At 69.0% G+C, this 22,455-nt stretch carries 24 protein-coding genes; 15 read left to right on the top strand and 9 right to left on the bottom strand.

Going from position 1 to position 22,455, the window contains the following annotated elements; all coding sequences use genetic code 11:
* Positions 1 to 147: 147 nt before the first annotated feature.
* Positions 148 to 573, top strand: coding sequence for a MarR family winged helix-turn-helix transcriptional regulator (locus ACWF0M_RS34665; RefSeq protein WP_452239977.1), 426 nt, complete (start codon positions 148 to 150; stop codon positions 571 to 573).
* A 267-nt stretch (positions 574 to 840) separates the two neighbouring features.
* Here ACWF0M_RS34665 and ACWF0M_RS34660 read toward each other — a convergent pair whose 3' ends face one another.
* Entirely contained in the window at positions 841 to 1,854 is a 1,014-nt protein-coding gene (locus tag ACWF0M_RS34660; RefSeq protein WP_452239976.1) for an alpha/beta hydrolase, read from the bottom strand.
* A 66-nt stretch (positions 1,855 to 1,920) separates the two neighbouring features.
* On the opposite strand from ACWF0M_RS34660, the gene ACWF0M_RS34655 reads away from it, so the two are divergent.
* The gene (locus ACWF0M_RS34655) at positions 1,921 to 2,616 is read left to right on the top strand and encodes a TetR/AcrR family transcriptional regulator (protein WP_452239975.1); all 696 of its coding nucleotides are present in this window, start codon (positions 1,921 to 1,923) and stop codon (positions 2,614 to 2,616) included.
* On the opposite strand, the gene ACWF0M_RS34650 is transcribed toward ACWF0M_RS34655, so the two are convergent.
* Entirely contained in the window at positions 2,594 to 3,244 is a 651-nt protein-coding gene (locus tag ACWF0M_RS34650; protein WP_452239974.1) for a response regulator transcription factor, read from the bottom strand. The genes ACWF0M_RS34655 and ACWF0M_RS34650 overlap by 23 nt on opposite strands.
* Complete coding sequence (locus tag ACWF0M_RS34645) at positions 3,232 to 5,193, bottom strand: histidine kinase (protein WP_452239973.1); 1,962 nt, start codon at positions 5,191 to 5,193, stop codon at positions 3,232 to 3,234. Before ACWF0M_RS34645 ends, ACWF0M_RS34650 begins: the two co-directional genes overlap by 13 nt.
* Positions 5,194 to 5,327: 134 nt before the next feature.
* Here ACWF0M_RS34645 and ACWF0M_RS34640 point away from each other — a divergent pair, with 134 nt between their 5' ends.
* A complete protein-coding gene (locus ACWF0M_RS34640) occupies positions 5,328 to 5,942 on the top strand; it encodes a hypothetical protein (RefSeq protein ID WP_452239972.1) in 615 nt (204 codons plus the stop codon).
* A 12-nt stretch (positions 5,943 to 5,954) separates the two neighbouring features.
* Here the strand turns inward: ACWF0M_RS34640 and ACWF0M_RS34635 are convergent, their stop codons facing one another.
* Positions 5,955 to 6,872 carry a 2-dehydropantoate 2-reductase gene (locus ACWF0M_RS34635; protein ID WP_452239971.1) on the bottom strand — a complete coding sequence of 306 codons (918 nt, stop codon included), beginning with the start codon at positions 6,870 to 6,872 and terminating at the stop codon, positions 5,955 to 5,957.
* 56 nt (positions 6,873 to 6,928) lie between these two features.
* On the opposite strand from ACWF0M_RS34635, the gene ACWF0M_RS34630 reads away from it, so the two are divergent.
* The 3 genes from ACWF0M_RS34630 to ACWF0M_RS34620 are packed head-to-tail and all read left to right on the top strand — an operon-like array spanning position 6,929 to position 8,915.
* On the top strand, positions 6,929 to 7,456 hold the full coding sequence (locus tag ACWF0M_RS34630; RefSeq protein WP_452239970.1) for a CGNR zinc finger domain-containing protein: 528 nt from the start codon (positions 6,929 to 6,931) through the stop codon (positions 7,454 to 7,456).
* A gap of 53 nt (positions 7,457 to 7,509) precedes the next feature.
* Positions 7,510 to 8,037: a hypothetical protein gene (locus ACWF0M_RS34625; RefSeq protein WP_452239969.1), complete on the top strand. Its 528-nt coding sequence runs from the start codon at positions 7,510 to 7,512 to the stop codon at positions 8,035 to 8,037.
* Complete coding sequence (locus ACWF0M_RS34620; protein ID WP_452239968.1) at positions 8,034 to 8,915, top strand: alpha/beta hydrolase; 882 nt, start codon at positions 8,034 to 8,036, stop codon at positions 8,913 to 8,915. The genes ACWF0M_RS34625 and ACWF0M_RS34620 overlap by 4 nt, the downstream gene beginning before the upstream one ends.
* Here the strand turns inward: ACWF0M_RS34620 and ACWF0M_RS34615 are convergent.
* Positions 8,912 to 9,622 (bottom strand): hypothetical protein, encoded by a 711-nt coding sequence (locus tag ACWF0M_RS34615; RefSeq protein ID WP_452239967.1) that lies wholly within the window; start codon positions 9,620 to 9,622, stop codon positions 8,912 to 8,914. The two genes, ACWF0M_RS34620 and ACWF0M_RS34615, sit on opposite strands and share 4 nt — an antisense overlap.
* 248 nt (positions 9,623 to 9,870) lie before the next feature.
* Here ACWF0M_RS34615 and ACWF0M_RS34610 point away from each other — a divergent pair, with 248 nt between their 5' ends.
* Genes ACWF0M_RS34610 through ACWF0M_RS34585 form a run of 6 tightly spaced genes read left to right on the top strand, consistent with a single transcriptional unit; the run spans position 9,871 to position 16,131 of the window.
* Positions 9,871 to 10,884 (top strand): LacI family DNA-binding transcriptional regulator, encoded by a 1,014-nt coding sequence (locus tag ACWF0M_RS34610; RefSeq protein ID WP_452239966.1) that lies wholly within the window; start codon positions 9,871 to 9,873, stop codon positions 10,882 to 10,884.
* A gap of 40 nt (positions 10,885 to 10,924) precedes the next feature.
* Complete coding sequence (locus tag ACWF0M_RS34605; RefSeq protein WP_452239965.1) at positions 10,925 to 11,887, top strand: Gfo/Idh/MocA family protein; 963 nt, start codon at positions 10,925 to 10,927, stop codon at positions 11,885 to 11,887.
* Between the two features lie 11 nt (positions 11,888 to 11,898).
* Positions 11,899 to 12,921 (top strand): Gfo/Idh/MocA family protein, encoded by a 1,023-nt coding sequence (locus ACWF0M_RS34600; protein ID WP_452239964.1) that lies wholly within the window; start codon positions 11,899 to 11,901, stop codon positions 12,919 to 12,921.
* A gap of 3 nt (positions 12,922 to 12,924) precedes the next feature.
* Positions 12,925 to 13,779, top strand: a complete 855-nt coding sequence (locus tag ACWF0M_RS34595) for a Gfo/Idh/MocA family protein (RefSeq protein WP_452239963.1) — start codon at positions 12,925 to 12,927, stop codon at positions 13,777 to 13,779.
* Positions 13,776 to 14,486 carry a 2OG-Fe(II) oxygenase gene (locus tag ACWF0M_RS34590; protein WP_452239962.1) on the top strand — a complete coding sequence of 237 codons (711 nt, stop codon included), beginning with the start codon at positions 13,776 to 13,778 and terminating at the stop codon, positions 14,484 to 14,486. The genes ACWF0M_RS34595 and ACWF0M_RS34590 overlap by 4 nt, the downstream gene beginning before the upstream one ends.
* Positions 14,487 to 14,523: 37 nt before the next feature.
* Positions 14,524 to 16,131, top strand: coding sequence for a DUF222 domain-containing protein (locus ACWF0M_RS34585; protein ID WP_452239961.1), 1,608 nt, complete (start codon positions 14,524 to 14,526; stop codon positions 16,129 to 16,131).
* A gap of 52 nt (positions 16,132 to 16,183) precedes the next feature.
* Here ACWF0M_RS34585 and ACWF0M_RS34580 read toward each other — a convergent pair whose 3' ends face one another.
* Positions 16,184 to 16,822: a hypothetical protein gene (locus ACWF0M_RS34580; RefSeq protein ID WP_452239960.1), complete on the bottom strand. Its 639-nt coding sequence runs from the start codon at positions 16,820 to 16,822 to the stop codon at positions 16,184 to 16,186.
* Between the two features lie 90 nt (positions 16,823 to 16,912).
* Between ACWF0M_RS34580 and ACWF0M_RS34575 the strand changes: the two genes are divergently transcribed.
* Genes ACWF0M_RS34575 through ACWF0M_RS34565 form a run of 3 tightly spaced genes read left to right on the top strand, consistent with a single transcriptional unit; the run spans position 16,913 to position 19,159 of the window.
* Positions 16,913 to 17,335, top strand: coding sequence for a GNAT family N-acetyltransferase (locus ACWF0M_RS34575; RefSeq protein WP_452239959.1), 423 nt, complete (start codon positions 16,913 to 16,915; stop codon positions 17,333 to 17,335).
* Positions 17,336 to 17,337: 2 nt separating this feature from the next.
* Positions 17,338 to 18,207 carry an LLM class flavin-dependent oxidoreductase gene (locus tag ACWF0M_RS34570; RefSeq protein ID WP_452239958.1) on the top strand — a complete coding sequence of 290 codons (870 nt, stop codon included), beginning with the start codon at positions 17,338 to 17,340 and terminating at the stop codon, positions 18,205 to 18,207.
* 22 nt (positions 18,208 to 18,229) lie between these two features.
* Positions 18,230 to 19,159, top strand: coding sequence for a formylglycine-generating enzyme family protein (locus ACWF0M_RS34565; RefSeq protein WP_452239957.1), 930 nt, complete (start codon positions 18,230 to 18,232; stop codon positions 19,157 to 19,159).
* Here the strand turns inward: ACWF0M_RS34565 and ACWF0M_RS34560 are convergent.
* The 3 genes from ACWF0M_RS34560 to ACWF0M_RS34550 are packed head-to-tail and all read right to left on the bottom strand — an operon-like array spanning position 19,149 to position 22,073.
* Positions 19,149 to 20,375 (bottom strand): MFS transporter, encoded by a 1,227-nt coding sequence (locus ACWF0M_RS34560; RefSeq protein WP_452239956.1) that lies wholly within the window; start codon positions 20,373 to 20,375, stop codon positions 19,149 to 19,151. The genes ACWF0M_RS34565 and ACWF0M_RS34560 overlap by 11 nt on opposite strands.
* Positions 20,372 to 20,839: a MarR family winged helix-turn-helix transcriptional regulator gene (locus ACWF0M_RS34555; protein WP_452239955.1), complete on the bottom strand. Its 468-nt coding sequence runs from the start codon at positions 20,837 to 20,839 to the stop codon at positions 20,372 to 20,374. The genes ACWF0M_RS34560 and ACWF0M_RS34555 overlap by 4 nt, the downstream gene beginning before the upstream one ends.
* A 19-nt stretch (positions 20,840 to 20,858) precedes the next feature.
* A complete protein-coding gene (locus tag ACWF0M_RS34550) occupies positions 20,859 to 22,073 on the bottom strand; it encodes an MFS transporter (RefSeq protein WP_452239954.1) in 1,215 nt (404 codons plus the stop codon).
* Positions 22,074 to 22,455 lie beyond the last annotated feature (382 nt).

The raw sequence follows: 22,455 nt of genomic DNA, 5'->3' as shown, positions 1-22,455 counted from the left end.
CCCCCACCCGGAAGTCCGGAAATCTGCGACATGCAGTTCCTTCCAGTTCAGGGATCAAAACATAGTGAGGTTACCTCACTATGAGCTAACCTCACAAGATGGTGTTTTGTTCCCCGCTGGCGCGACGGGTCCCATTAGGCTCTGGGCATGCGTGATCCCGATGACTCTGCGGAGCAGATTGCGAGCCTGCTGGACGGGATCGTTCGTCGGCAGCGGCGGGCGTCGCGGGAAGGGTTCGGCGAGAGCGTCACGCATGGGCAGTTCCGGGTACTGCGGACGCTCGATCGCGCGGACCGGCTGCTACGGCTGAGCGAACTGGCGGCGCTACTGGGCATCGTGCCGCGATCGGCGACGTCGGTCGTGGACGATCTGGAGGCGGCCGGGCTGGTCGCGCGACAGCCGGACCCGCACGACCGCCGCGCCACCCTCGTCTATCTCACCCCCGACGGCCTGAAGGTCCTGGCCACCCTCCGCGAGAAACGCCGCGACGTGATGGCCGGCCAGCTCGCCCGCCTCACGGCGGACGAGCAGCAAACCCTCGCTCACCTCCTGCAGCGCCTGGCAGAGGAGTGAGCTCGCGCCGCTGTCGGGTTATGTCACGGCTGGCGTGCTGCAACCCGCCAGCCGTGACATAAGCCGCCAGTCGGGCGGCGCGAACCGCCAGCCGGGCGGCGCGGAGCTCCAGTCAGGCGGTGGGGACCGTCGGCCGGGCGGTGGGGACCGTCGGCCGGGCGGTGGGGACCACCAGGCGGGCGGTGGGGACCGCCACGCAGGCAGAAGGTGCCTTTTTGGCTGGAGAACGGCGTTTCGGGTGGGTTCTGCCTGCGTGGCGGTCCGCGATCAGGCCTTCTTCAGGTGGGCGATGATTCCTTCCAAGTCCTCGATCATGCGGTTGGGGCGGACCATGTGGCCGCCTGGGTCTTCGTAGGCGGTGAAGGGGATGTTGGCCTTGTCCAGGGCGGCGCGGAACTCGCGTTGGCCGGCCAGGACCTGGGTCTCGTTGGCGTAGTCGAACGGGTCGGGGCTTGGGCTGGTGCCGGCGACCAGGAAGATGCGCTTACCGCGGTAGCGCTCGAGGTTCTCCATCGGGTTGTCGGCGGTGACGCGCGCCTCGTCCCACGCCGGAGCGCCGTAGATCGTGCCGCCGGCCAGGTCGACGGCCGCGGAGGACACGTTCGCCCAGTGCACGACCAGACCGTTGTCGCGGCGGACGCTCGCCGGGCCGGAGTGCGCGCTGACGGACGCGAAGTGACCGTAGTACTTCGCCGTGTACTTGAGCGCGCCGAAGCCGCCCATCGAGAAGCCCGCGACGGCGCGGCCGGCGAACTCGGCGTACGTGCGGAAGTTGGCGTCGATCCACGGCACGAGCTGGTTGAGGTGGAAGCTCTCCCAGTTGCGCGGGCCGCTGTTGGAGCTGACCGGGTTGGAGTACCAGCCGGCCTTGCCGCCGTCCGGCATCACCACGATCATCGGCTTGCCCGCGGTCCAGTCGCGGATGCCGAGGCGATCGAACTCGATGAAGTCCTGGTTGCCGCCGTGCAGCAGGTACAGCACCGGGTAAGTGCGCCCGCTGGTGTGATAGTCACTCGGCAGCAGGACGTTGACGGCCGGCGCCCAGCTGATCGCGTCGGTCTGGAAGCGGTAGTACCACATCCGCGGATCGTCTTCGTTCCGCTCGGTGATGTGCAGGCCGAATCCGTCGTCAGCCGCGCTTGCGGCGAGGGAGGTGGCCAGAATGGTGCCGGCGCCGAGGCCGGCGGCGACGGTCAGCCCGCCGGCGGCCTTCAGCATCGTGCGCCGGGTGGGGCGAGGTGCGCTCACCATGATCTCCTGAAGAGTGAGGGACAGAATCACCGTCGGTGACGGTATCGATCTAAGTTAGTAGCATAACTTTGGGGTCAGTTCCCAGGGAGGACGGTTGTGACAGCGAATCCGCCCCGCCGGAAGACCGGCGGTCGCCAGGCGCAGATCACCATCGCGGACATCGAGCGGGAGGGCCTGCGGCTCGGCCTGACCAACCTGACCGTGAACGGGGTCGCGACGGCGCTCGGCGTCACCCCGACCGCGCTGTACCGGCACGTCGACGGCAAGCTCGGGCTCGAGGCGCTGGTCGGTGAGGCGGTACTGCGAGACTTGCACATCGTCGACGACCCGGGCGACGACGTCGAGGCGCACCTGTTGTCGTTCGCGCGGCAGTTGCACACGTTCGTACTCGAGCACCCCGGACTCGCGGCGTACCTGCAAGGACTGTTCCCGCGCGGCGAGGCCGGCGTGCGGCTGCAACGGGAGGCGGTCGAGGCGCTCGGCCGGCGCGGCTACAGCCCGGCCGGCGCGGTGCTGATGTCCGGCACCGTCGCGTCGCTGGCGATCAACCTGACCGCGGCCGAGGAGCGGCATCGCCCGTACTACGAAGGTTCGCACCAGCGCGAACTCGAGAAGGTCTATGCACTCCTCGCCGCGGACGAGGTACTCCGCGCAGCGCATCAGGAGCTCCCGCTGATCACCTCGGAGCCGTACTTCCGGATGGTGATGACCGGCTGCATCCGCGGCCTGGTCGCCGCGGCACCGCCCAGCCGTCCGGTGATAGAGGTCCTCACCGACCTCGGTCTGGAGTAGCTGCACCGAGATGGGCCAGTACGGCGAGGACGCGGCGGTGGCCGTCTTCGCTCTCGGGGAGCGACAGCTTCGTGAACAGGTGCCGTACGTGGGCCTCGACGGTGCGTTCGCTGAGGTAGAGGCGCCTCGCGATGCCGCTGTTGGTCAGGCCCTCTGCCATCAGTTGCAGTACGCCGCGTTCGCGCTCGGTCAACGTCTCCAGCGGATCGCGCCGCGCCATCAGGCCGGCGACCACCTGCGGGTCGAGCGCCGATCCACCGCGGGCGACCCGCTCGGCCGCGGCGAGGAACTCGTCGACATCGAGCACCCGGTCCTTCAGCAGGTACCCGAACCCGCCGAGCGACACCAGGTCGACCACGTGCTGGGTCTCGACATGCTGCGACAGGAGGAGTACGCCGAGCTCCGGGTACGCATGCTTCAAGGCCTGCGCGGCCCGGGCGCCTTCGTCGGTGTGGGTCGGGGGCATCCGGATGTCCGCGACGACGAGGTCCGGTCGGTACGTCGTGATCGCGTCGAGCAGGCCGTCCGCGTCGCCGAGGGTCGCGACGACCTCGTGGCCGCCGTCGACGAAGAGCATCCGCAGCCCTTCGCGCAGCAGGACCTGGTCCTCGGCGATCACGATCCGCATGGCAGCTCCGCGACGAGCGTCGTACCGGCGCCCGGCCGGCTGTGGACGTGGAACGTGCCGCCGAGAGCGGCGACGCGGTCGGCGAGTCCGGTGAGTCCGGTACCGGTGCGCGGTGCCGCACCGCCGATCCCGTCGTCGACGACGCGGACGACGAGGTGCTCACGGTGCTGGTCCGCGATCAGGTCGACGCGGGAGGCGGCGGCGTGCTTGACCGCGTTGGTGAGACCTTCACAGCAGATGAAGTACGCCGCCGCCTCCACGCCGGTGTCGAACCTTCTGTCGGGCATCCGCACCGAAACCGGCAAGGGAGCCCGCCGCGCCAACTCCGCACAAGCAGGGGCCAGCCCGGAGTCCAACTGTGAGGGCGGCAACCCGCGAGCCAACTCCCGCAGTTCCCCGATGGCCACCGCCGCCTCGGCCACCGCCCCGTCCAAGGTCGCCCGAATCTCCCCGGTCGGCGAAGCACCCAGCTGGTGCTGGGCATGGCGGAGGGCCAGGCCGATGGACACCAGTCGTTGCTGGGCTCCGTCGTGGAGGTCTCGTTCGATGCGGCGGCGTTCGGCATGGGCAGCGGCGACGATGCGGGCCCGGGATGCTTTCACCTCGACCAGTTGGACGTTCAGTTCGGCGCGCAGGCGGGCGATCTCGACCGCCAGCCCGCCGGCCTCGACCACCCGTCGTACCAGGTCCGGCCCCAGCGCGCTCGTCCCGTCGTACAGCACCACCCCGATCGGCTGGTCGCCGCGCTCGATCGCGATCCGGTGCCGCCCGTCCGCGTCCTCCCGCGGCGTACCGGACAGGTCGACGTACCGGCGGCTCTCGGGCAGGAAAACGAGCAGTTCGAGGCCCGGGTCGCCGAGGATCTGGCCCAATACGGCGCGCACCTCCTCCGGCGGCCGCCGCCCGGCGCGGACGTCGTCGAGGAACGCCGCCATCCGGTGCAGAGCGTCGTACCGCGATCGGTTGAAGCGCCGGTCCACGACATCCTGGATCCGCGCCCGCAACGGCCGGAACAGCACCGCGCAGACGAGGGTCGCGACCGCCGCGGTCCACGCCGACCCGCCCCCGAGAAAGGCGCCCAGGGCAACGGTTACGACGGCGTACGACGCCACGAGCAGGACCGTCAGGCTCGCGTACGCGACGGTCCTGCTGATGAAGAAGTCGATGTCGTACAGGCGGTACCGCAGGATCGCCGCACCCGCCGCCAACGGCAATCCGGTCAGCGCGACCGCGGCGATCACGCCCGCGGCCGGGGTCACGTACCAGAGTGCGAAGCTCGTCGGCAGCGCGACCGCCGCGACGATCGCGGCGAGCACGAACCACTTCAGTTGCTGACGTTCCAGCCCGGTCGACCGCTTGAACCGGACGGCGAGCGAGACGACCGAGCCGACGAGCGCACCGAGGAACAGCGGCATCCCGAGACCGAGCAAGAACCCGGTCGGCAGCCCCGCGACCGCCCATGGATTGTGCCCGGACACGAAGTCCCGGCCGCGATCCGGGCTCAACGACCACGCCGCCGTACTGATCACCAGCCCGACCGCGCCGATCCACGGCAGCACCCGCCACCGACGGCCGAGCAGCCGTCCGGTCGGGAACAGCAGGAACGTCAGCGTCCACCCGTACCCGCTCGACAGCCAACTGGCGGCCGAGATCCCCTCGCCGACGGGGCCGCCCGGCCACCCCTCCGCGGCCGCGCGAAGACCCCAGCCCTGGGCGAGGTCGGAGGCGAGGGTGTTCAGCAGCCCGAACCCGCAGAACAACCACCCGATCGCGTTCTCCGGCCGCCGCCGCGCGATCACCGCGCCGGCACCGATGGTGGCCAGGTTGAACAGGCCGTACAGCACCGTGTCGTAGACCGGCTCGAGCCGCCACGACAGGACGATCGCGGCGACCTCCGCGATCACACCGACCCCGAACATCCCGGCCGCCAGCGGCCGACGCCCTCCCACGGCACCCATGGTGGCAGCGCGGGCCGCTCCCGCCAACAGTGCTAACACGTACGCCGGACGTCGTACTACTGCCGATGCGCGCGACAACGAGCCGTACCTAGCGTCGAAGCACAGTCTTCGAAAGGTGGGGAACCATGAACCGCAACCTGAGCGTCGCCGGCCTGATCGGCGCCGCCGTGACCACGCTGACCGGCATCGCCGTCGAGGCCGTCGTGAAACCGGCGTCCGACGTCTCGGACAAGCTGTGGAGCTACCCGTGGACCAGCGACGCATTCGTCCCGGTCTCGATCGGGTACGCCGTCCTGCATCTCCTCGTACTCCGCGGGATGGTCGCGGTGTACCGGGCGATGACCACCCGAGCCGGCCGCGTCGGCGCCGCGATCGCGGCCGGCGGCACACTGGTCCTGCTGCTCGCCGAACTGGCGTCCATCCCGATCGCCGACCAGCGCCTCGCCGACACCGGTCCGAAGGTCGTCGGCGCCTTCTTCGGCCTAGGTGTCGCACTCACCGCGATCGGCCTGGTCGTTGCGGGCATCGCCGTACTGCGGTTGTGGACCGGCTGGCAGCGGTACGCCGCCGTGGTCGCCGGCATCTGGTCCGTGGCGATGATCGGTCTCAGCATGACCAGCGCCCTGCCGCTCGGCGTCGCGATCTACGGCATCACGCTGTGCGTCCTGTTCGCAGCCGTTCTCACCCGCGACACACAAAGCTCTCCGGACACGCGGATCCGCGCACGGATCGAGCGCTGAGGATTGCTGCTGTCAGTTGCCGGCTGCCAGGGCTCGGGCGCTCGCCAGGTCGAACAGGATCGTGTTGACCGGGGTCGGGACCGCTGATTCGGCGCCGAGGCGGACAACGGCGCCCGTCCAGGCGTCGAGCTCCGACGGGCGGCCGGCAATCAGGTCGCGCTGCAGCGACGTGGTCCCGTCGCCCGGTAACTGATCGATCCAGGCGAGCGTGCGCGGTACGACGTCCTCAGCAAGCCGAATGCCTCGCGCCAGTGCGATGTCGCGGATCTCCGTGGTGGCCTCGGTGAGCAGGCGGCGAGTGGCGGGGTGGGTGCGGAGCACGCCGTACCCGGCGCCGGTCGCCGTACCGAGGCCGCCGCCCGGGACGACCGAGAGGAACTTGGTCCACAGCGCCGCCCAGATGTCCTCCGGACCGGTCGCCTGGAGTCCAGCCGCGACGAACGCGTCGCGCAGCAGACCGGTTCGCGTCGTGGCCTCGTTGTCCCACTCGCCGAAGTTGAGCTTGCCGTTGCCGAGATGGCGGATCACGCCGGGACTCTCGACGTACGCGATCACCTCGGCGGCGCCGGGCAGTACGGCGTCCCGCCCGTACACCTCGGCGACTTGATCGGGTGCCTCGACCCCGTTCTGCACCGTGACGATCGCGGTGTCCGGACCCACCAGCGGCCGGATCGTGTCGATTGCCTCGGGCAACTGCCACGTCTTCACGCAGATCAGCACGTAGTCCACCGAACCGATCTCGGCCGGGGCGCCGGTTGCCTGCACCGGCAGCTGCACGTCGCCTGCCGGGCTCCGCACCACGAGCCCGTCGGCGTTCAGCGCCTCCAGATGCTTGCCCCGCGCCACGAACGCAACGTCCTGCCCGGCGGCGGCCAGTCGTGCGCCGAAGTACCCGCCCACACCGCCTGCGCCGACGATCCCGATCCTCACAACGCACTCCCTCGGTTACCGGTTCAACTGGTAACGGCGATGATAGACTAACGGTCATGGACACGCGCTTCACGTGGGTCGGCGGGCGGCCGTCGGTCGACTTCACCGCGACCCTCGGCAAGCGCGAGCAGGCGCCGTTCGAGCGGATTCCGGAGCCTGCCGATCTCGGGCGATGGTTCCGCGAAGTCGGTCTCAGCCAGGACGAGCCTGCAGTCGCGAGACGCGCGTACCACCAGGCCGTCGAGCTGCGGGAGGCGCTGTACCGGCTCTTCACCGGGACGACGGATGCCGCCGACCTCGAGGTCGTCAATCGTTGGAGCACCCGTCCACTGGCCGGGCCTCGGCTGACCTCGGAGCTGCGCGCGGAGCGTGCGGCCGCCGATGTGGCTGGTCTGCTCAGCAGCCTGGCGAGGGACGCGGTCGATCTGCTCACCGGTCCGCTCGGCGATCGGATCCGGACGTGTGCTGCGGACGACTGTTCGTTGCTGTACGTCGACGCGAGTCGTGGCGGGCGGCGGCGCTGGTGCTCAATGAACACGTGCGGGGCGCGCGCCAAGATGGCGACGTACCGGGCCGTGGATTGAGAGGTTCGCGCAATCGGCCGGGGTGACCGCATCGGGGCTGGTTGATTGTGGGCATGCGTACACCGACTACAACACCGGCACAGGCGACCGGGATGATCCGGCGGGACCAAGACCTGTTGCTGAGCCGGATCGAAGGATTGAGCGAGGACGAACTGCGGGTGCCGTACGACGTGACCGCCGGGCCGCTCGGGGACTTCTGCGACTCGTTGCACGACCTGGTCGCGCACGTGCTGATGTGGGACGAGATCACGCTCGCCGTACTGCAGGACGCGCGGGCGGGACGCCTGCACTGGAGTCTCGATCCGCGGTGGGAGACCCCCGAGATCGGGCGCGCGCTCAACCTCGGCGGCGTCGAGGCGGGCCGGCGGATCCCGTCCGAACTCGTGCTGCACCGATTCCACAACGTCGGCGACGCGCTCGTCGACGAGATCTCGCGGTACGACGAGGAGACCTGGGCGGACCCGTCGACGGGCGCCGGGTTCGACGGCGGGATCGGAGCGCTGGCGGAGTACGTCTCGACGACTCCCGACGGGATCCTGTTCGCGCACGCGGCGCGGCACCTGCGGCCGGTGAGCGTATGACGCCCGAGGTTGTCGACAACCCGGCGTACGGGCCTGAGACCGATGCGCTGCTGAAGGTGCTCGCCGATCAGCCCAGCTACCCCGAACTCGATCCGTATCAGGCGTTGCTACTGGACCGGGAGGATCTGCCGGATCCGGTGCTGGCGGGTGAGCGTGATCCGCGGCCGGAGATCGAGGACATCGTGATCGCGCTGCCCGGGCGGTCTCTCGACGCGCGGATCTACCGCATGTCGCCGGCCCCTCGACCGGTTCTGCTCTGGCTGCATGGTGGTTCCTTCATCGGCGGGCATCTGCGGGACATCGAGTACGCGACCTCGGGGATCGCTGTCGACGGCGACATTACTGTTGTCTCCCTCAACTACCGGCTCGCACCGGAGAACCCTTATCCAGCAGGGCTTCTCGACGTTCGCGACACGTTGAAGTGGATTCGCGAGAATCTCGACGGCGACGGCCTGATCGCGGTGGGTGGACAGAGTGCGGGCGCGGCGCTGGCAGCCGGGGCGTGTCTGCTGCTTCGGGACGAAGATGGTCCGCTCCCCGACCGGCAGATCCTGTGTTACCCGACGTTGGATCTGCACCCGGACGTCGAGTGGCACGAGTGGTACTTCCCCGCGGACGACGTACCGGCGGCCGCCGTACCGCTGCGGGCCGAGTCGCTCGCGGGGCTTCCGCCGACGCTGATGCTGGCGGCCGGGCGGGACTCGTTGCGCGCCGACGCATTGGCGTATGCGGGTCGCCTCGAGGAGGACGGCGTACCGACGCGGCTGGTCGAGTACGCGGACACGATGCACGCGTTCCTGAACTTTCCGGGCGCACTGTCCGCCGGACGCCACGCCGTCGAACTCATCGCAGCAGATCTTCGTACAGCGTTTTCCTAATGGTCGGCGCGGTAGGTGAAGAAGCGGGCCGGGTTGCCGGCGGCGCGGGGGTTCGACGCCAGCCAGTCGGCGAACGAGTCGGGGTGGCGGCGTTCGAGTTCGTCGAGGTAGGCACGGCGTACGTCGACCATCGCCTGTCTGCGGTCGGGTCCCATCGCGCGCTGGAGCTGATTGAAGCTTCGTCGCCAGGCGAGGCACAGCTCCTCGTCGCTCAGCTCGCCGACGCTCCGCACCACGGCGATCAGGTACTTCGGCAGAGTCCAGTCCGCGGTCGGGTCGCACTCGGCCAGGACGGCGTTCAGCTGACGATTCGATGCCTTGGGCAACCTGATCGGCCGGCGCGGCAGGGTCCGCGCCGGCCGGTCGGCCCGGCCTGAGCGCATCCAGCCGACGACCCGCGGCGACACACCGACGATCAGCAGGAGCAGCGTGAAGGTGCTTGCGCCGATCGCGGCGGCGTACCCGCAGATCGCGACGACGCACAGGCCGCCGGCCACCGCGCCGCGGGGAACCGTGGAGAGCAGGTCCGAGGTCGGTAGGTCGCGGCCGAGCCCGGCGCTGAGGCAGATGGCTCCGACGGTGAAGGCGCCGACCACGAAGACCGCCAGGTTCGTCGCCGGTGAGACGAAGACCAGCCCCGTGACCACGCCGAGCGTGGCCAGCAGTCCCACTGCTGCCCGCCAGATCCGCAGATACCGCAGCTCCACGTCCATCATGCTCCCCCGGTTCCCCGTCGACCGGTCTCCAGCGGAGTCAAACGGCTCCTACTCCAGTGTGACTCGTTTCAGCGCCGCAATGAAGACCGCCGCGGCCGGCGGGTCGGGAGGTTCGCCGAGGCGTTCGCTTCTACGACAGCCCCGGCGTACGGCCTACGAAACTCGGCCTCCGCAACTTCCGGTTCGAGGTTGTGAAGTAGAGGGGTGCAACCGGTTGCACGGGACCTTATGGTGTGCACATGGCATCACGTGCCGGCCGGGCGCCGGGGGTCACCATCGGCGACGTCGCGGTCGCCGCCCGGGTTTCGCGGTCGACGGTGTCGCGCGCCTTCACTCGGCCGCAGTTGCTCAGCCAGGAGACCGTCGAGCATGTCCGCGCGGTCGCGGCCCGGCTCGGGTACGTCGGAAACCAGGCTGCGCGGGCGCTGTCGACGGGACGGTTCGGGAACATCGCGGTCGTCGTACCGGATATCGCGAACCCGTTCTTCCCGCCGCTGGTGCGGAGCCTGCAACTCGCCGCGGAGACCGCCGATCTCGCGGTGTTCCTCGGCGATTCCGACGAGTCCGCGGAGCGGGAGGCCAAGCTGATCGCCCGGCTGGCGCCGCAGGTCGAGGGATTCGTGCTCGCCTCGCCGCGGCTGTCCGAGGAGTTGATCCGGGAGTTGGCGGCGACGCGTCCCGTCGTACTGGTCAACCGTGATCTGGACGGGATTCCGCGGGTGCTGATCGACTCGTCGGGCGGGATGACCGAGGCCGTGCTGCTGTTGAAGAAGCTCGGTCACCAGCGGCTCGTGTACCTGGCCGGGCCGCGCGACTCGTGGTCGGACCAGCGGCGGCGGGAGGCGCTGACGCAGACGTCCGCGAAAGCGGGGCTGACGGTGGAGATCGTCGAGGTCGGGCGGCCGACGTACGCGGCCGGGCGGGACTCGGTGTCGGCGGTCGTCCGATCGGGGGCGACCGCGGCGATCGCGTTCGACGACGTCGTGTCGCAGGGCGTGCTGGCCGGGCTCGAGGTGCGCGGCATCTCGGTGCCAACCGACTTCAGTCTGGTCGGCTGCGACGACACCCTCGCCGCCCTGACTACGCCGGCGCTGACCAGCGTTTCGGCCGGTGCCGCAACGGCCGGTACGGCGGCCGCGAAGCTGCTCGTCAACCTGCTGGAGGCCGCCGAGCCGAGCGCCGAGTGCGTCACGGTCGCGACCCACCTGGTGACGCGCGCGACGACCGCGGCGGTACCGAAGTCGACGCCCTGATGCGTTGACCTGCAACCGGTTGCATGCTGGAATCACGAGCATGACGCGTATCGCCATCGCCGGCGCCGCCCATCCGCACGTGGCCTATGCGACCGCGGAGGTCGATCAGGTCGCCGAGTACGAGTTGGTCGCGGTGGCGGATCCGTCCCGCGAGACCGCCGAGCGGTGGGCCGCGCCGTACGACGCCAAAGTGTTCACCGATCATCAGCAGATGCTGCGCGAGGTCGAGCCTGACGTCGTCATGGTCGCCGGGATCTACGGCGACCGCGGTCAGGTCGTGGTCGACGCACTGAACGCCGGCTGCCACGTGATCACCGACAAGCCTCTGTGCACGACGATCGAGGACCTCGACGCGATCACCGAGGCCGCGGACCGCACCGGCCGTCACGTGACGCTCCTGCTTGAGAAGCGGTACTACCCCGTCACGCTCGCCGCCCTGGGTATCGCGGACCAACTCGGCACGATCCACGGTGTGACGTCGTCCGGCCCGCACAAACTCAACCGCCCGACGCGGCCAGCGTGGTTCTTCGAGCGTGCACGGTACGGCGGACTTCTCAACGACCTCGCCGTCCACGACATCGACGCCGCGCTGCTCTTCACCGGACTGACCAGCGGGACCGTGAGCGGTTCGATCGTCGACAGCTCGTACGGCGTCGCGACGCTGAGCGGACCCGGTGCGGTCATCACCGCGGGTGTGGACTGGATGAACCCGGCCGGCTCACCCGTGCATGGCGACTACCGGATGAAGCTCGTCGGAACTGACGGCACCGCCGAGCTGCTCTGGGCGCGCAACCGTCTTGTTCTCACCACGACCGACCTGGCGCCACACGACGTACCGCTGCCTGCTGGTCATCGCCCGGCCGAGCTCGTTCTGCAGGCGCTTGCCGCAGGCAACGAACCGGACATCACCACCGAACGCGGCCTGCTCGCCACGCGGCTCGCACTCCTCGCACAACGGTCCGCCGAGAACGGCGGCGTACCCATCTCCTGGACGACCGACTGAAGAGAGGTCCTATGCGTTTCGCCCTCATCGGTGCCGGCGCGATCGGCGCCGTGCACGCACGCCTCATCGAAGCCCTCAGTTCCCTTGGAGAAGACGCCGTCCTGGCCGCCGCCGTCGACCAGAACCTCGACCGCGCGGGCAAACTCGTCTCGCAGTACGGCGGACGAGCCTTTGCAACACCAGCCGAGGCGTACGCCGCGGAGGAGCTCGACGCGGTCGGGATCTGCCTGCCGAGCGCGCTGCACGCCGACGTCGCCATCGAGGCGCTGCGGGCCGGCAAGCACGTGATCGTCGAGAAGCCGGTCGACATCACGCTGGCCGCCGCCGACCGGTTGATCGAGGCGCAGCGCTCGACCGGGTTGACCGTATCGGTGATCAGCCAGCGCCGCTTCCAGCCGCCGGTCGCGCAGATCCGGGCCGCGATCGACAGCGGCGCCCTCGGCCGCGTGACGTCCGGGATCGCCGAGTCGGCGTTCTTCCGGCCGCAGTCGTACTACGACGGCGACGACTGGCGCGGCACGCTCGCGATCGACGGCGGCGGCGCCCTGATGAACCAGGGCATCCACGCGCTCGATCTGCTCGTCTGGATGCTCGGTCGCCCGGTCCAGGTGAGCGCGCAGACCGGCCGGCTCGCCCACTCGGGGATCGAGGTCGAGGATCTCGCCGGTGCGTCGATCGTCTTCGAGAGCGGGGCGATCGGGCTGATGCTCGCCAGTACGGCGGCGTACCCGGGGCGGCCGGTGCGGCTGACGATCCACGGCGATCAAGGTACGGCGATCCTCGACGACGATGAGCTCGCGTACTTCGCGGCGGCCGACGCCTCGGAACCTGAGGCGCTCGTGTTGGCCGGGCCGGACGGGTGGGGGCAGGTCGAGCTCGCGCATCTCGCGCAGTACCGCGACTTCATCGCCGCTGTCCGCGAAGGTCGCCCGCCCGCGGTGACGCTGGAGGCGGGGCGGCGGTCGTTGGCGACCGTGCTCGCCGTCTACGAGTCCGCCCGTTCAGGGCAACCGGTCTCATTGAAGGAGGACTGACCCATGCTGCGCGTCGCCCTGGTCGGCACTGAGAACAGCCACGCGGACGAGATCGTTCGGCACCTGAACGTCGATCCCGTCAGTGGGACCGCCCGCATCGTCGCACTGGTCGGAGCGGATGACGAACGCAACCGGAAACTCGCCGCGACCGGTGGCATCACCGAGCTCGTGCCGACCTCGGCAGAGTTGCTCGGCAGCGTGGACGCGCTGATCGCCACCAACCGAGACGGCGCGTTGCACCGCGAGCACGCCGTACCGTTCCTGGAGGCAGGCGTGCCGGTGTGGGTGGACAAGCCGTTGGCGGCGAGTACGGCGGATGCTCGGGCGATCCTGGATGCGTCGCGGCGCGGTGATGCGCCGGTGACGTCGTACTCGGCTGTGCGCTGGGTCGCGGATGCGGACGCACTGGCTGCGGCCTCGGTCGGAGAGCTCCAGGCGGTCACGGTGACGGGGCCGGCTGATCCGGACAGTGAGTACAGCGGGATCTTCTTCTACGGGATCCATGCGGCTGATCTGGCGCAGCGGTTGGCTCCTGGCGAGCCTGGTCCGGTGACGGTCGCGCGCGTTGGGTCCACTGTTGTTGTGCGCTACCTGTGCGGTGGGGTGCTGGTGACGTTGCAGTTGGTGAAGCCTGCGGAGGACGGGCGGGTGCCGTTCCATGCGGAGCTCGTCGGGCGGACGGGGCTGGTGAGTCGCGACGTACGGCTCGACTCGGAGTACGTCGTACCTGGGTTGAAGGTCTTTCTCGGGATGCTCGAGACCGGTGAGCGGCCGCTCGACGACGCGACGATGCTGGCGCCGATCACCGTGCTGGAGCAGACTCACACAATCCTGCGCCAGACCGTTCAGGAGGTATGAACAAGTACGAACGACGCGTGGCCGGAGCCGACTGGGACGCTGTGGCTTTGGCGGTCGATGATCTTGGGTGTGCGCTCCTGCCGCAGCTGCTGACGCCGGCCGAGGCTGCACGGATCGCTGGGATGTACGACGACGTACTGCGGTTCCGGGCGACGATCGACATGGCGCGGCATCGGTTCGGCGAGGGGCAGTACCGGTACTTCGATCGGCCGTTTCCGGAGGCTGTGGAGGCGTTGCGGCAGGCGCTTTATCCACGGCTGCTGCCGATCGCGCGGGAGTGGTACTCGCGGCTTGGGCGGGAGGCGGAGTGGCCGGACACGCTCGACGAATGGCTGGACGTGTGTCATCGGGCGGGGCAGGGGCGGCCGACGCCGATCCTGCTGCGGTACGGCGCGGGCGACTGGAATGCGTTGCACCGTGATCTTTATGGCGACAAGGTGTTTCCGCTTCAGGTCGTGATCAATCTGAACGAACCTGGCGTGGATCACACCGGGGGTGAGTTCCTGCTGATCGAGCAGCGGCCGCGGGCGCAGTCGCGGGGCACGTCGACGTTGATCCCGCAGGGGCACGGGCTGGTGTTCACGACCCGCGATCGGCCGGTGAAGTCGGCGCGCGGCTGGTCGGCGGCGCCTGTGAGGCATGGCGTTTCGGCGATCCGCTCGGGGCAGCGCCACACGCTCGGGCTGGTCTTCCACGACGCGAAGTGATTTGCTGTTGCGTATATTCGAACGTATGATCGAATGCATGAGCGAATGTCCGGTCGACGAGCCCTCGGGTGAGGAGTCTGCTGGGCGTGCGCGGTTGTCCGTGGTTCCCGAAGATGGCCTAGCGCTTCTGCGGGATCGGTTGCGGCGGGACGCGGAGATTGCTGGGCGGTTCGGGCTGCTGGGGCGGTACGACGTACCGGATGACGCTGACCGTGGTGCCGGGTTGTTCGAGGCGGTGGTGTTCCAGGACACGTCGGGGCTGAACGATTCGGGGTGGCTGGATCGGCATGAGGCGATCGGCCGGCTGGAGGCACGGTTGGCCGCGATGAAGGCAGACGCGGTGGCCGGGTACGAGTCGTCATTGCGCGGGGTGTCGGCCGATCTGGGGCATCGGCACCCCGAGCCTGGAGATCGGGCCGCGGAGCCGGGCGAGCGTCGATGGGTCGCGGGTGATCTGCGGTCGACTGCTGACGAGCTCGGGTTGGTGTGGCAGCTGCACAAGGGCGCTGCGATGGCCCGGATTCACCTGTCCTGCGAGTTGGTGCACAACTTTCCGGCGACGTTGCGGGCGCTGGAGGAGGGCCTGCTGACCGAGCGCGCCGCGTTCACGATCGTGCGGGAGTTGTCGGTCCTGGACGATCCGGAAGCGATGGGTGCGGCCGAAACTGCCCTGCTGGAGTGGGCCGGGAACCATCCGTTGCAGAAGATCAAGCAGGAAGCCCAGCGGGAGGCCGCTCGGCGGTCACCGGACGCGCGCAGCAAGTCCCACGCGCGGGCGATGGATGAGCGGTCGGTGCGGATCTTCCCGAACAGTGACGGCACGGCTGAGCTGATCCACACCCAGGACGCATTGGACGCGGGCGCGGTGATGAACAGCCTCACCCGCGCGGCGGCGAACCGGCGTCGTCACGGCGACACCCGGTCGATGGACCAGTTACGCGCCGACATCGCCCTGGATCGGCTTCTGCCGCGGACTGACACTCGCCGGGTGGGGGAATCGGTCGACACCGCGGACACTGAGGACTCGACTGTTGGCGCAGATGCCACCGTCGTCATCCACGCGACCGGCGCTGAGATCCGCGCGCTGATCGACGGCGAGAACGGCACCGGCGGGACGGCGGAACACTACGGCCCGATTCCTCAAGAATCCTTGCGTAAGCACCTCACCCGCACCCTGACTCGGTCTCTCCTTCCGGGTGCCGGCCGGTCCCGGCTCGGCCTTCGGATCAGCGACGAGCCACCGACCGGGAAGCCGGACAGGTACACGCCGGACGCGGCTACTGATCGCTTCGTCCGCCAGCGTGATCGAACCTGCCAGTTCCCCGGATGCAACCAGCCCGCCGAGTTCGCGGACGTCGACCACCGCGTCGCCTTCGCAGAAGGCGGCCGCACCACCACCGACAATCTCCACTGCCTGTGCCGGCACCATCACCGTCTCAAGCATGAAGGTGGATGGGTCGTCACATCCGATCCCGATGGCACGACGACTTGGTCCAGCCCTACGGGACGGCGCTACCGCACGCCTCCGGCTGATCGCGGCAGTCCTGATCCACCCGACTCTGGTCCGGCGGACAGTAGTCCCGCTGGCTCTGGTCCAGACGACGCTGATCCGGACGAGGCCCGGCGGCGTGCGGCGCCGGGCTGAGTCGATCTGGGGAGCTTGTGATCGTGTAACCCGCCACGGAGGTCGTGGCGGGTTACTCGGCTGCGGCCAGGTCGGAGCAGATGTCCCAGGCTGCTTGCCGGAGCTGGGCGGCGGTGTCTGCCGCTAGGCCCTTCACCGGTACGTCGGTCCCGACCGGATCCTCGTTCAGCAAGGCGATCAGGAACACGCAGGCCGCGAGGTAGCTGCCCGCGAGCGCCGGATGGCTGTTGTCCGCGTCGTGCAGCGCAGGGTCGTCGTACTGGCTGAGGAACCGCTCCCAGACCATCCCCACCGGTACGAGCGTCGCACCGAGTTCCACCGCGGCGCCGCCATACGCCTTGGTCAGGGCCTGCTGGGTCTCCGGTGCGTTCCGGCGCGCCCAGGTCAGGTAGAGCGCGGTACTGGCGCCAGCCGCGGTGATCGCCTCGTCGAAGTCGCGGGCGCTCTCCCGGAAGCGGTCCGGACTCTTGATCGGCAGCGTGCTCTGCTCCTGCAGTACGACGGTGTCGAAACCACCACTCGCGATCTCGTCGAGCGCCTTACCCGCGTTGAGGTGCTGCCGCAGCGATGCGCCGCCGGCCGAGATCAGCTTGTGCTCGATTTCGATGCCCCGCGCCCCGGCCAGCCCCTTGATCAGCCCAGGCAGGTTGTTCCGCGAGGTGAAGCTGTTACCCACGAAGAGAATCCGCACAACACGGACGCTACTACTCCCCCAGACCGAATCCGTTTGACCGCTGGCCGGGCCCGGCTGTTGGCTGGCGCAATCAGTGAGCTGCGGATCGTGCCGGTGACGGACGACCAGACGTTGCTGGACTGGCAGCGGGTGCACAACGAGATCATCCCGACGGCACCGCTGTCGGTCGACGAGATCCGCGAGCGCCTGACGCGGAACGTGCTCGAGGTGGCGTACGACGGTGACGTGCTCGTCGGGTGCTCCACGGTCCGACCGCCGTCGGAGGACACCTCGGCCGCGGTGGTGATCGCTCGCGTGCTCCCGGCGTACCGGCGTCGCGGTTTCGGTACGGCGATCTACGAGCACTGTTTACGGCGCGGACGAGAGCTCGGCGACGGCATCGAGACGCACATCCTCAGCACCAACGAGGACGGCGTACGGTTCGCGAAGGCGCACGGGTTCGTCGAGGTGGAGACGTACCTGTTGCCGGGCGACACGATTCCGTTCATCGAACTACGGCTGGGTGAGTGACGATGCGCTTTTCGATCAACATTCCGAACTTCGGCGACTTCGCCGACGCCCACACGGTCGCGCGGGTTGCGAAAGCTGCTGAGGACGCCGGCTGGGACGGCATGTTCTTCTGGGACCACGTGGTGCACAGCAAGGAGCGGCGCCGCGGCCAGCCGTTCGGTGACCCATGGATGCTGATGACGGCGGCCGCGCTGGCGACGTCGCGGATCAAGCTCGGCCCGCTGGTCACACCGGTCGCCCGGCGGCGGCCCGAGCAACTCGCGCGACAGGTCGCCACCTTGGACGGGCTGAGCGGCGGCCGGGTGATCTTCGGTGCCGGGCTCGGTGGGCCGATCGACGACGAGTTCGGCAGCTTCGGGTACGAAACCGACCCGAAGGTGCTGGCCTCGCAACTGGACGAAGGCCTCGATCTGCTCGCGGCGTACTGGTCCGGTGAGCGGGTGAGCCACGCCGGTGAGCACTACCGGGCCGATGACGTCGAGTTGCTACCGGCAACGGTCCAGCAACCGCGGCCGCCGGTGTGGATCGCCGGCTACTGGCCGCGGAAGGCCCCGATGCGCCGAGCCGCGCGCTGGGACGGTGCGGTGCCGCTGTTCAAGACTGCCAACCACGGCGAGGCCCCACCGGTCGACGAACTGCGCGACCTGGTCGCGTTCATCAACGAGCAGCGTGAGGACCGCACCACGCCGTACGACGTGATTGTCGGCGGCATCAGCCCGGCCGATCCCGCTGGCTCCCGCGCCCTCGTCGAACCACTCGCCGACGCGGGCGCCACCTGGTGGGACGAACGCCAACTGATCACCGGCACCGACTTCTACCGCCTGGATCCCGTACTGCGCCGCATCGAGCAAGGCCCACCGAGCCTCGGCTGACTCCGCACCTAAGGTTGCATGCATGACTGATCGCCATCCGTCCTGTTGTGCGCCGGCGCGTGGTGAGGCGGCGGCGCCTCCGTCGGCGCCGACCGCGCGCGGGGACCACGGGATCGAGCAGGTGGTGCTCGGTGGTGGCTCGTTCGCGATGGGTAACAGCAACGGGGACGAGAACGCCGCCGACGGCGAGACGCCGGTGCATGAGGTCGAGGTGGCGCCGTTCAGCATCGACGCGACCAGTGTGACGAACGCCGACTTCGCGCGCTTCGCCGACGCGACCGGTTACCGGACCGAGGCCGAGACCTTCGGGTACTCCGCCGTGTTTCATCTCGCCCTGGCCGCGGAACCGGACGAGGTGATGGGACCCGCGTCCGGCACCCCATGGTGGGTCGGTGTTCGCCGAGCAGACTGGCGGCACCCGGGCGGCTCGCGGTCCGATCTCAACGGGCTCGACAACCATCCCGTTGTACACGTGAGCTGGAACGACACGGTCGCCTACTGCAAGTGGTCCGGGCGTCGCCTGCCGACCGAGGCCGAGTGGGAGTATGCCGCCCGCGGAGGTCTCGAACGCGCCCGGTACCCCTGGGGCGACGAACTGACCGACGAGTGGCGTTGCAACATCTGGCAAGGCGACTTCCCGCGGACCAACACCGAGGAAGACGGCTACCTGACCACTGCCCCGGTCCGCACCTTCCAGCCGAACGGCTTCGGCCTGTGGCAGATGGTCGGCAACGTGTGGGAGTGGTGCGCGGACTGGTTCGGCCCGCGCTACTACAAGTTCTCCCCCGCCGAGAATCCGCTCGGACCGTCGCTCGGCGCGGCCCGGGTGATCCGCGGCGGCTCGTACCTCTGCCACGACTCGTACTGCAACCGCTACCGCAACGCCGCCCGCTCGTCGAACACGCCGGAGTCCTCGATGGGCAACGCCGGCTTCCGCACCGTCAGTCTGTGACTGGGATCTTCTCGGCCGCCCTCAAGCCTGGCGTTGTGCCTGCGACTGCAGCGACGGCGGCAAGACACAGCAGGGCGCCCGAGGCGAGCGACGCGACCGGTGAGGTCAGCTGTGCGACCACGCCGCCGCGGAGGTTGCCGAGGTCGGGACCCGCCTGGCCGACGATCTGCTCGGCGGCACTGACCCGCCCGAGCAACTCGGGCGGCGTGTGCAACTGAACGATCGTGCTACGAGAGACGACCGCGACGGTATCCGCCGCGCCGGCGAACGCGAGACACACCAACGCCAACCACGCGGCAGGCGAGAACGCGAACAGCAGCAGTGCAATCCCCCACCCGGCCGAACCGCACAACATCACCAACCCGTGCCGCGGCAACCGGGTAAACGACCCGGAAAACAACGACGCGGCGACCCCACCGACAGCGATCGCGGTCAGGAACAGCCCAAGCGTCCGCGGGTTGTTGCCGAACCGCTCCGCATTGATCACCGGGAACAAGCTGATCGGCATCGACAGCACCGTCGCCGCCAGGTCCGTGATCAACGCGCCCCGGATCACCGGCGTCGCGACGACGAACGTCAACCCGTCCCAGACCCCGCGCAACCCCGGTTTCGCAAGCCCCTCGATCTTCATCCGCGGCAGCCCGAGTACGCCGTACAGCGCGGCCAGGAAACTCAGCGCGTCGACGAGGTAGCAGACACCGACGCCCCACGTGCCGACGATCACACCGCCGAGCGCCGGCCCGAGCAGCATCGCACCCTGGAACCCGATCCGATTGAGCGCGATCCCAGCGGCCAGCTGATCACGCGACAGCAACTGCGGCAACACCGTCCGCGCCACCGGTCCGGCAGTCGCGCCGAACGCGGACTGTACGGCGACCAACGCCAGAAGCACCCCCACCGGGACCGGGCCGATCGCCAGCTGGCTGGCCATGACGGTTGCTGTCAGCAACTGCCCGATCGTGGTGATCAGGTAGATCTTGCGCCGTTCGAGCCGGTCGACGAGCGTGCCCGCGAAGAGGCCGAGCACGATCAGCGGCAACGCCTGCGCCAGTCCGACCGCGCCGGTCCAGGCCGGGCTCGCGGTCTGGTCCCAGACCTGGAACATCACCGCGACGAAGGTCAGCTGACCGCCGAACCCGGACAGCACCTGCCCGATCCACAACCGCCGGTACGTCAGGACCTTCAACGGTCCGAGGTCGATGAACGCGTGCTTCACTGCAGCTTCTCCGCGATCCGGTCGTGGAAGCTCTTCCGGGCAAGTGCTTCCTCGACGTCGCGGACGACCTGACTCATCGGGTACGGCAGCTCGGCCTCGAGCTCGGCGATCGCGGCCTCGGTCGCCCGCCACTCGGCGGCGAGCAGCTCGACGAGCTTCTTGGACTTGGCGGTGAGCGTGACCTGCTTGCTCCGCGCATCCGCACCCGGCACGGTCCGGACCAGGCCGGCGGTGCGCATCGCAGCCACCTTCTGACTGAGCGCCGAGTGCGTCCGCCCGATCGCGTCGGCCAGCTCGGTGATCGTCATCGGCCCTCTGAGGTGCAGCTGGAGCAGCTCCCGCACGTACGTCGGCTTCAGCCCCTTGATGTCCCGATCGGTGTAGATCCGCCCGATCTCGGTATCCATCCGCGCCAGCAACTCGTGCAACGGCCGCCACAAACTCTGTTCTGTGGGATCCTCCATGCGCCGATCATAACAGTACTTATATAAATGCTGTTACATCTGGTCGTGCTCCAGGGTGGTTGGCTGCGGCGCGCCGCGAAATGGTTGAGATCCAGGCCGCGGCGAGGCCGGCGGACAGCAGGCTGATCACGGCGACAGTTGCGAAGCCGTAGCGGGTGTCGGAGTGGCCCGTGACGACCGAGGTGATCAGCATGACGACGATGGTCGCGGCGAGACCGTACCCGTTGGCCACCCCGAACGCGTGCCCGACCCGCGACTCGTCCACCGACGTCATCAGCAACGACCGCGTCGCGATCCGCGCCTGCCCGAACAGGAACGCACCCAGCAGCACCAGCACCATCAGCACGGGTACGCCGAACAGCGGCTGCAGCGCGAGCAACGTCGTACAGACCAGGAATCCACCGACTGCGAGCCTCAGGTCACCGAGCCGCGCCGCTGATCGACGGTAGACGGCTGCGGCGAGCAGGAAGCCGGCTCCGCCCAGTGCATCGACGACGCCGAGGACAGCCGGACCGCGATGCCACTCTCCGATCAGCAACACCGGCAGCAAGGCGTTGAAGACCGTCACGACCACGAGCCCCTGACCGAAGAGCAAGGCCAACGGAGCGAGTGGGAGGACCCTTGCGGCGATGGGCTGTGCGGCGCGAGTCGCCTCCGCCAGCGACTCGGCTGGCCGGCGACCCGTTCCGACCGCGAACACCAGTACGGCGGAGAGCGCGAACGTCAGCGCATTGAAGGTGAAGAGCGGCGTCGGACCGAAGTACTGGAGCGCGATGCCACCGACCGAAGCGGACAAGAGCATGCCGCACTGGAGGGCGATCTCGTAGTGCGCATTGAAGCGTCGAAGCTGCGCAGTGGGGACACGCTCACGGATCAATGCAGCACTGGCCGGCGTGAACTGCGCGGCAATAACCGCCAGCGCGAAGTTGGTCACGTAAACGAGCGGCTGCTGGGACACACCGAGCGCCAGGCCGACCGGGAGGGCGAGCGCGGCCGCCGCGCTGACGAGATCGCAGATGAGCCACAGGCGGCGCCGGTCGAAGCGGTCCGCGAGGCGACCGAAGTACGGCGAGAGGACGGCTTGCGGTACGGCGACCGCGATGAAGAGCCAGCCGACATCGAGCATCGAGCCGTGCGCGCGGACCAGCAGCAGCGCGGCGCCGAGGAGCTGGATGTTGTTGCCGAGGGAAGTGATGAAGGCTGCAGGCAGCAGCAAGCGCGGTCGCGAGGTCACCCGGCCAACGGTGACACCAAACCCTGACAACCCATGGCACCGTTTCCAATCGGGGCTGCGATCGCGAAGACCACGATCTACCGCCACCGCGAACGACCCACTCACACCCGCACGACCACCAGGTAGCCCCACCCACCGCGGCGTCCCGCCCCCCACCCCACCGCGCGCCCCAGTCGGCTCACCCAGCAAACGAAGCCGCCGCTGCCATCGACTGCCGACCCGCTGCGCTCGACGACCGGGCGGCTGCCTTCAGGCGTGGAACGGTCGGCGGACGCTGCATCTGGACAGTACGTATACGTCTAGTACCCGCGATCGCAAGCCGGACGATTGACTGCAGCACCCGACAGTGGACGTATACGTACTGTCGAGCTGCACAAGGTCC

It is taken from the genome of Kribbella sp. NPDC055110 (assembly GCF_053607525.1).
Note: the sequence above shows the minus strand (reverse complement) of the source record. Positions and strands in the feature narration are given on the sequence as shown.

Bases quoted from the DNA above. Each gene is read 5' to 3' on its own strand.
- ACWF0M_RS34590 (WP_452239962.1), top strand. From the start codon at position 13,776: ATGAACAAGTACGAACGACGCGTGGCCGGAGCCGACTGGGACGCTGTG.
- ACWF0M_RS34600 (WP_452239964.1), top strand. From the start codon at position 11,899: ATGCGTTTCGCCCTCATCGGTGCCGGCGCGATCGGCGCCGTGCACGCA.
- ACWF0M_RS34605 (WP_452239965.1), top strand. From the start codon at position 10,925: ATGACGCGTATCGCCATCGCCGGCGCCGCCCATCCGCACGTGGCCTAT.
- ACWF0M_RS34555 (WP_452239955.1), bottom strand. From the start codon at position 20,839: ATGGAGGATCCCACAGAACAGAGTTTGTGGCGGCCGTTGCACGAGTTG.
- ACWF0M_RS34610 (WP_452239966.1), top strand. From the start codon at position 9,871: ATGGCATCACGTGCCGGCCGGGCGCCGGGGGTCACCATCGGCGACGTC.
- ACWF0M_RS34620 (WP_452239968.1), top strand. From the start codon at position 8,034: ATGACGCCCGAGGTTGTCGACAACCCGGCGTACGGGCCTGAGACCGAT.
- ACWF0M_RS34585 (WP_452239961.1), top strand. From the start codon at position 14,524: ATGAGCGAATGTCCGGTCGACGAGCCCTCGGGTGAGGAGTCTGCTGGG.
- ACWF0M_RS34570 (WP_452239958.1), top strand. From the start codon at position 17,338: ATGCGCTTTTCGATCAACATTCCGAACTTCGGCGACTTCGCCGACGCC.
- ACWF0M_RS34665 (WP_452239977.1), top strand. From the start codon at position 148: ATGCGTGATCCCGATGACTCTGCGGAGCAGATTGCGAGCCTGCTGGAC.
- ACWF0M_RS34630 (WP_452239970.1), top strand. From the start codon at position 6,929: ATGGACACGCGCTTCACGTGGGTCGGCGGGCGGCCGTCGGTCGACTTC.
- ACWF0M_RS34565 (WP_452239957.1), top strand. From the start codon at position 18,230: ATGACTGATCGCCATCCGTCCTGTTGTGCGCCGGCGCGTGGTGAGGCG.
- ACWF0M_RS34625 (WP_452239969.1), top strand. From the start codon at position 7,510: ATGCGTACACCGACTACAACACCGGCACAGGCGACCGGGATGATCCGG.
- ACWF0M_RS34640 (WP_452239972.1), top strand. From the start codon at position 5,328: ATGAACCGCAACCTGAGCGTCGCCGGCCTGATCGGCGCCGCCGTGACC.
- ACWF0M_RS34595 (WP_452239963.1), top strand. From the start codon at position 12,925: ATGCTGCGCGTCGCCCTGGTCGGCACTGAGAACAGCCACGCGGACGAG.
- ACWF0M_RS34650 (WP_452239974.1), bottom strand. From the start codon at position 3,244: ATGCGGATCGTGATCGCCGAGGACCAGGTCCTGCTGCGCGAAGGGCTG.